This window comes from Bartonella clarridgeiae ATCC 51734, assembly GCF_000518185.1.
GTDB lineage: Bacteria > Pseudomonadota > Alphaproteobacteria > Rhizobiales > Rhizobiaceae > Bartonella > Bartonella clarridgeiae.
This window is the reverse complement of the sequence record NZ_JADC01000019.1, coordinates 21,807-28,236: the sequence shown is the minus strand read 5'-3', so window position 1 is coordinate 28,236 and position 6,430 is coordinate 21,807. Positions and strand designations below refer to the sequence as shown.

The window sequence follows — 6,430 nt, the reverse complement described above, 5'->3', positions numbered from 1 at the left end:
TCGCTGCTGTCAATGAAGTCTTCCCATGATCAACGTGACCAATCGTACCTATATTAACATGCGGCTTCGTACGTTCAAATTTGCTCTTTGCCATTGCCGTCAATCTCTTGTCTTAATTAGCGCCTAAAAAAGGCCTTCAAAACTAAATCCCACCGGTCCGATATAAGGCCGGCACAACAATTATAAAACGAAAATATTCGTCTCATTTTATGATTTATGATGGAAAACATTTCCACCATCTCTTTACTCAGTCATCAACTTATGTTTGGAGCGGGTAGCGGGAATCGAACCCGCGTATTCAGCTTGGAAGGCTGCTGCTCTACCATTGAGCTATACCCGCAACATATCAGCTCTATTTCGATGAATGGTGAAGGGGGTTGGATTCGAACCAACGTAGCATACGCAACGGATTTACAGTCCGTCCCCTTTAACCACTCGGGCACCCCTCCATTACATCGGCAAAGCTGGGCGATAAAGCATCACTACAGCCAATTTCCTTATTAAATTTAGATTGGCTAAAAATTGGTTATGACGTTTAGTATTGTATCTGTCAACAAAATAAATACAGTTCTGTACAAAATTTCGTACTAAATAATTTAGAATTTTATGTTTTTTCTACATACATCGGTCATTAATGTACTATAAATGTAACATGAAAAAAAATACACCTAAAGACTCTCATTATGCTCGCCTTCGTCGCCAATATCGCGATACAAAAGGCTTTCTTTTCCAATCTTCAACACATCCAAAATTACAGAAAGAAAAAATTTACCTTTATGGTATCCATCCAGTCCGTGCAGCACTTAAGAATCCTCGAAGAATTTTGAGACATCTATATGCTACGCCAAATGCTTTAAAACGTCTCAATATAAACGAATCAAGCCTATCATGTCCTATAACATTATGCTTACCTAAAAAACTGGAAGCATTTGTGGGAAACGAAGCTGTTCATCAAGGACTTGTCTTAGAAACTGAAACTCTAAAATCACACTCTTTATCAGAACTGACAAATACCGACCTCATTATTGTCATGGACCAAATTACTGATCCACACAATGTTGGCGCTATTATGCGTTCTGCAGTAGCCTTTAAAGCTGGAGCAATCATTACGACTAATCGCCATTCACCACAAGAAAGTGGTGTCCTTGCCAAAGCAGCTTCTGGAGCTTTAGAACTCATTGAGTACATTACAGTACAAAATCTATCTCAAGCACTTAAAGAGCTTAACCAAATGAATTTTATTAGCTTTGGACTTGACTCAGAAGGTGAATTGCCCTTGGAAATAGCATTAACAGGAAATAAAATCTCTCTTGTTTTAGGAGCAGAAAGTAAAGGTCTACGCCAAAAAACACGAGAAACTGTCTACAAATTGGCACGTCTTGATATGCCTGGAGATATTAAATCATTAAATGTCTCAAACGCTGCAACAATTGCGCTCTACGCAGCTCATAAATACCTTAGACAATAATTTTTATTTTGCCTATACGTAAAAAGAAGAAAATTTCACTTAGAGCAAACAGCAATAACCGTAGCGGCTGCATCAAATTCTACCTTTTTATAAGCACGACGTATTATTATCTCCTCATCTTTCCCCCAGTGTTCCATTGTCCAATCTTCATCTAAATGCGCAATAGTCCAAGCATCATCTGTAGAAATCTCCTTCTCAGTTACAGCAAAAGCGATAAGAGCTGACCCTGTTAAAGTAGTCATCGCATGAAGTGCAGCTAGCGCATAAGGAGACCCTATCTTGCGTAAATAATTACTCACTGCTTGAATAGACTCAGGTGGTTGTTCAATATGCATAAGTCCTTCTGCTAAATTAAAATGTGCACCCAATTTTTCTTCTGCCCAATCAAGTAAAAAATCCCATTTTTCAGACTGTCGTTTCACCAGCTCTTTTGGTGTTTGTGCTCTATAAAAAATCATATCACATGCAACAAAACGTAACAAATCTTCAAAAATAATTTGCATATTGTCAATTATACCATCAATAACAGTATTAACTAAACGCGTAATTGGCATTTTTGCTGGATCAATCACTTCTTCTTGTGCAGTAAATTCCCGTACTACTAACACAGCAAGCTTCTCTATCGGTACAAAAAAATCACGTTTTGCAGGTGTTTTCAATTGACGCCCATCCAATAAAATAGAAAATTTTTCCTCTTTACAGATGACATCTACTTTTTCATAAAACCGCTTAGGCAATGACTGACATGATAACTTCTGAGAATGATGAGGATAAGGAAGAGAATTATTCTCATTCGATAATATATCAACATCACCTAAAATTTCACGCATTTCGTTCTACCTTTAATTCTCAATAAATTTACTAAATTTTTAGACTAGAATTTACAATCACTTGCTACAAAATACTGTACAACAATTTTAAAACATATCAATTGCAGTCATTTCAACTGATACTCAAGCATTATGCATATTTAACTATCAATAGTCTTCTGAATAATCTCAACACCAATTCGTAATCTCTTAATAATTATCGATTTACAACTCTATTCCTTAAATATTTTTCATATAACAGTGCATATAACATATCTTCCAATAAAGGTATGATCAAATCCCAGAAAAGAATATGACTTTGTAGAGCATTAAAACTTTAAAAAACATAAAACTTGTGATCCATAAAATCATACATTTGTTCACATAAAATAGTTATTTTGATATTGTAATCTTATACACTGTTTTCACACAAAGAGGATTCTTCATACTTCTTTTGGTGTTTGTTTAAGGATTTTCAATAATAAAAAACCATATTACTCTCTAACGCATTTTTGCATTGATCAAACAGAATGGTTAACGGAAATAGCCTTTGTTTGCAGTTTTATAAAATTTTGTGCAACCTTCATATTATCTTTTCGTATGTCAATAAATCGTATGTCAATAAACGTGATTTATCCAAATCACTTATTCACATGAATACATATAGCATAACCTGAAAAGCCTTATGATAAAATATAACCTTTCTGGTTTCTTAGTAAGTCATGCACAGTGTTGATCATATACAGCTATAAGCATTATAATATTATAATGCCTCTTCATAATATCGATTTCAACGAATACAGACCCTCATTATTACTATTAGCATAACTATAAAAGTCATTTAAAAATTTTAATTTTTTCAATGTAATCTTTTGCTCTCCAGTGAATTTTATATCACCTGCATAAAGTCGTTTCTTTGTATAAGATAAGAATACCATAAGAGAGTTTTAAATAAGAAAATACTACTTTAGTCTAATCGGGACTCCTCATTAAAGATAAAAAAACGATAAATTATCTTTATAAATCAATTAATTATAAAAATAAATAAGATACAGATTTTTTTTATATTATTCTGTATCACCATCGTTTTCATTAAAAGCAAAAATATTAAAACTTTGCACCATATGAGGTGGTAAAGGTGCAGTAATATCTAAGATACCTCCTGAAGGATGAGGTATACGAATACGACGAGCATGAAGATGGAGCCGATTTTGTACTCCCCTTGGCAATTCCCAATTACTATCAGAAAAAAAATATTTTGAATCGCCAATAATCGGATGATTGATATGAGCAGCATGAACACGTAATTGATGTGTTCTACCTGTATAGGGTTCCATTTCAAGCCAAGAAAGAGATTTTCCTCGTGTATCCAAAACACGATAATAGGAAATTGCGTGATTAGAATCTGGTTGTCTATGTTCACAAACACGCATTTTATCAGCTTGTGTAGTTATTTCCCTGGCCATCCAGGTTGAAATTTTATCCTGCTTTTTCCTAGGTACTCCCCGTACCAATGCCCAATAAGTCTTCTTTGTTTCTCGCGCTCTAAAAGCAGCAGTCAAAACCTGCGCTGCTCCTCTTGACCGCGCAACAACAAGAATGCCTGATGTTTCACGATCAAGGCGGTGAACCAATCGCGGTTTTTCACCTTTTTTATTGCGCCACGCTTCAAGCATACTATCAACATGACGCGTCAAACCAGAGCCACCTTGTACAGCCAAACCTGCTGGTTTATTAAAAACAAAAATCTTTGAATCTTCATAAAGAAGTATATTTTTTAAGGTTATTCTATCATCCTGTCCACAAATGGTTTTATTGATTACAGGAAAGCCATCCTTTTTATCGGTAAATAAAGGGGGGACACGGATAGATTGTCCCACGACAAGACGCATATCATTTTTAACACGTCCACCATCAATTCGTATCTGTCCAGAACGTAGAAGTTTTTGTAAATATCCAAACCCAACATTTGGATAATATATCTTAAACCAGCGATCTAAGCGCATTCCACTTTCATCTGCCTCAACCTTTCTTATTTTTATACCCACCATAACAATTCTCTTACCATAAAAATCCCTTTGTCATTAGCATTTTCCTCCTGCTATATATAAACAAAAAAAACAATCTTATAAGTTAGCGTTATCACGCTGCATTACAATCCGTATCCAAAATTGCATTCTCCTACCGCATAAATTTTATTAGTTCAAAGACTTGGTCACAATAATTAGAGAATCATAAACTTAAACTTTGTGATGATTTATTGGAGATAACCATCTGTGTCTTTATTTAAAATTTATGCTCGTGTTCTTTCTTATCTAAACAAAGAAAAAAATGCATCCATCTTAATCTGTTCGGCTAATGTTATTTTAGCTATAATTACGATCGTAGAACCTATTTTATTTGGACAAGTTATTGATGCAATTGCAGATAAGTCGGGTATTATTTCTACCCTCACAATTTGGGTAGGCTTTGGTATTTTTAATATTATTGCTTATGTCCTTGTAGCACGCAGTGCTGATCGCTTAGCACACAGACGCCGCTTAACTGTTTTAACAGAATCCTTCGAACGTATCATTGCTATGCCATTAGTCTGGCACCAACAACGAGGAACTTCTAATACTCTTCATATATTACTGCGTGCAATAGATTCTATGTCAACCATATGGCTTGACTTTATGCGTCAGCATCTCTCAACTCTTGTTGCATTATTTGTTCTAGTACCTACAGCTTTTAAAATGAATTGGCGCCTTTCAATAGTCTTACTTGTCCTTGCTATTATCTATGTATTAATTGCACGCTTAGTGATGCAAAAAACAAAAGATGGACAAGCAGCTGTAGAACGCTACCATCATGACCTTTTTAAACATATCAGTGATTCAATTTCCAATGTTTCCATTGTACAAAGTTATAATCGAATAATAGAAGAAACCTCAGCACTTCATCAACATGCAGCTGATCTTCTTAAAGCCCAAAATCCTGTTTTAAATTGGTGGGCTCTTGCTAGTGGCTTAAATCGAATGGCCTCAACAATTTCCATAGTATGTGTTCTTCTCCTAGGAGCATTTTTTGTAACAAAAGGTCAAGTACGAGTAGGAGAAGTTGTTGCGTTTATTGGATTTGCTCAGTTAATGATTAATCGTCTTGATCAAATTAGCAACTTTATCAATTTAGCTATATCTTCACAGGCAAAATTAAAAGATTTTTTTGAAATGGAAGACTCTACTGTTCATATCAATACACCAGACAACCTTCCTTCTCTTCAAAATGTTAAAGGTGCAATCCAGTTTCACCATGTTTCTTATAAATTTCTAAATTCTTCTCAAGGTGTTTTCGATATTTCGTTTAAAGTTAAAGCAGGACAAACCGTTGCAATTGTAGGGCCAACAGGCGCTGGAAAAACAACTTTAATCAACTTGTTGCAACGCGTGTACGATCCCACAATTGGACACATCAGCATTGATGGAATAGATATACGCACAATTAATCGTGAATCTTTACGCAAGGCCTTAGCAACAGTCTTTCAAGATTCTGGTCTTTTCAACCGTAGTATTCGGGATAACATTTCGATAGGCAAAGCTACCGCAACAGATGAAGAACTTTATGAAGCTGCAAAGATAGCTGCTGCCCATGATTTTATTCTAAGAAAAAACAATTGTTACGATACATTAGTTGGTGAGAGAGGCTCACAATTATCAGGTGGAGAAAGACAACGATTAGCAATCGCACGTGCTATCTTAAAAAATGCACCTATTCTTATTTTGGATGAAGCAACAAGTGCTCTTGATGTTGAAACGGAAGCTCGTGTTAAAGATGCCATCGATTGTGTAAGTCAAAACCGCACTACTTTTATTATAGCACATCGTCTTTCAACAGTTCGCAATGCTGATCTTATATTATTTGTAGATAATGGCCATTTAATTGAAAAAGGTAGCTTCCAAGAACTGATCAATAAAGGTGGTCACTTCTATAAATTATTACAAACTGGTGGATTAATTATTGATCAAGAAATAATAAAAACAAAAGATGAAAATGTAGTGCCATTGCACAAAGCTATTGCATCATAAAATTGTTTTTTTCTGTATCTTTAAATAAAAACCTAATTTAACGATATAAAATTTAAGCTTTCTTAAAAAGCTGTAACACAAAACACACA

At 34.9% G+C, this 6,430-nt stretch carries 5 protein-coding genes and 2 tRNA genes; 2 read left to right on the top strand and 5 right to left on the bottom strand.

The window, feature by feature from the left end:
• From T420_RS07330 to T420_RS0105490, 3 genes are all read right to left on the bottom strand, one after another.
• Positions 1–94 (bottom strand): GTP-binding protein (locus tag T420_RS07330; protein WP_002972655.1); only part of this gene is annotated, 94 nt, incomplete at its 3' end.
• Between the two features lie 172 nt (positions 95–266).
• Positions 267–340 (bottom strand) — tRNA-Gly (locus T420_RS0105495).
• 25 nt (positions 341–365) lie between these two features.
• Positions 366–449, bottom strand: a tRNA-Tyr gene (locus T420_RS0105490).
• Positions 450–652: 203 nt separating this feature from the next.
• On the opposite strand from T420_RS0105490, the gene T420_RS0105485 reads away from it, so the two are divergent.
• Positions 653–1,468 (top strand): TrmH family RNA methyltransferase, encoded by an 816-nt coding sequence (locus T420_RS0105485; RefSeq protein ID WP_013545218.1) that lies wholly within the window; start codon positions 653–655, stop codon positions 1,466–1,468.
• Between the two features lie 35 nt (positions 1,469–1,503).
• Here T420_RS0105485 and T420_RS0105480 read toward each other — a convergent pair whose 3' ends face one another.
• Complete coding sequence (locus T420_RS0105480; protein ID WP_013545219.1) at positions 1,504–2,298, bottom strand: ATP12 family chaperone protein; 795 nt, start codon at positions 2,296–2,298, stop codon at positions 1,504–1,506.
• A gap of 1,046 nt (positions 2,299–3,344) precedes the next feature.
• Complete coding sequence (locus T420_RS0105475; RefSeq protein ID WP_013545221.1) at positions 3,345–4,328, bottom strand: RluA family pseudouridine synthase; 984 nt, start codon at positions 4,326–4,328, stop codon at positions 3,345–3,347.
• Positions 4,329–4,553: 225 nt separating this feature from the next.
• Between T420_RS0105475 and T420_RS0105470 the strand changes: the two genes are divergently transcribed.
• Positions 4,554–6,341 (top strand): glucan ABC transporter ATP-binding protein/ permease, encoded by a 1,788-nt coding sequence (locus T420_RS0105470; protein WP_013545222.1) that lies wholly within the window; start codon positions 4,554–4,556, stop codon positions 6,339–6,341.
• The last annotated feature ends 89 nt before the right edge of the window (positions 6,342–6,430 follow it).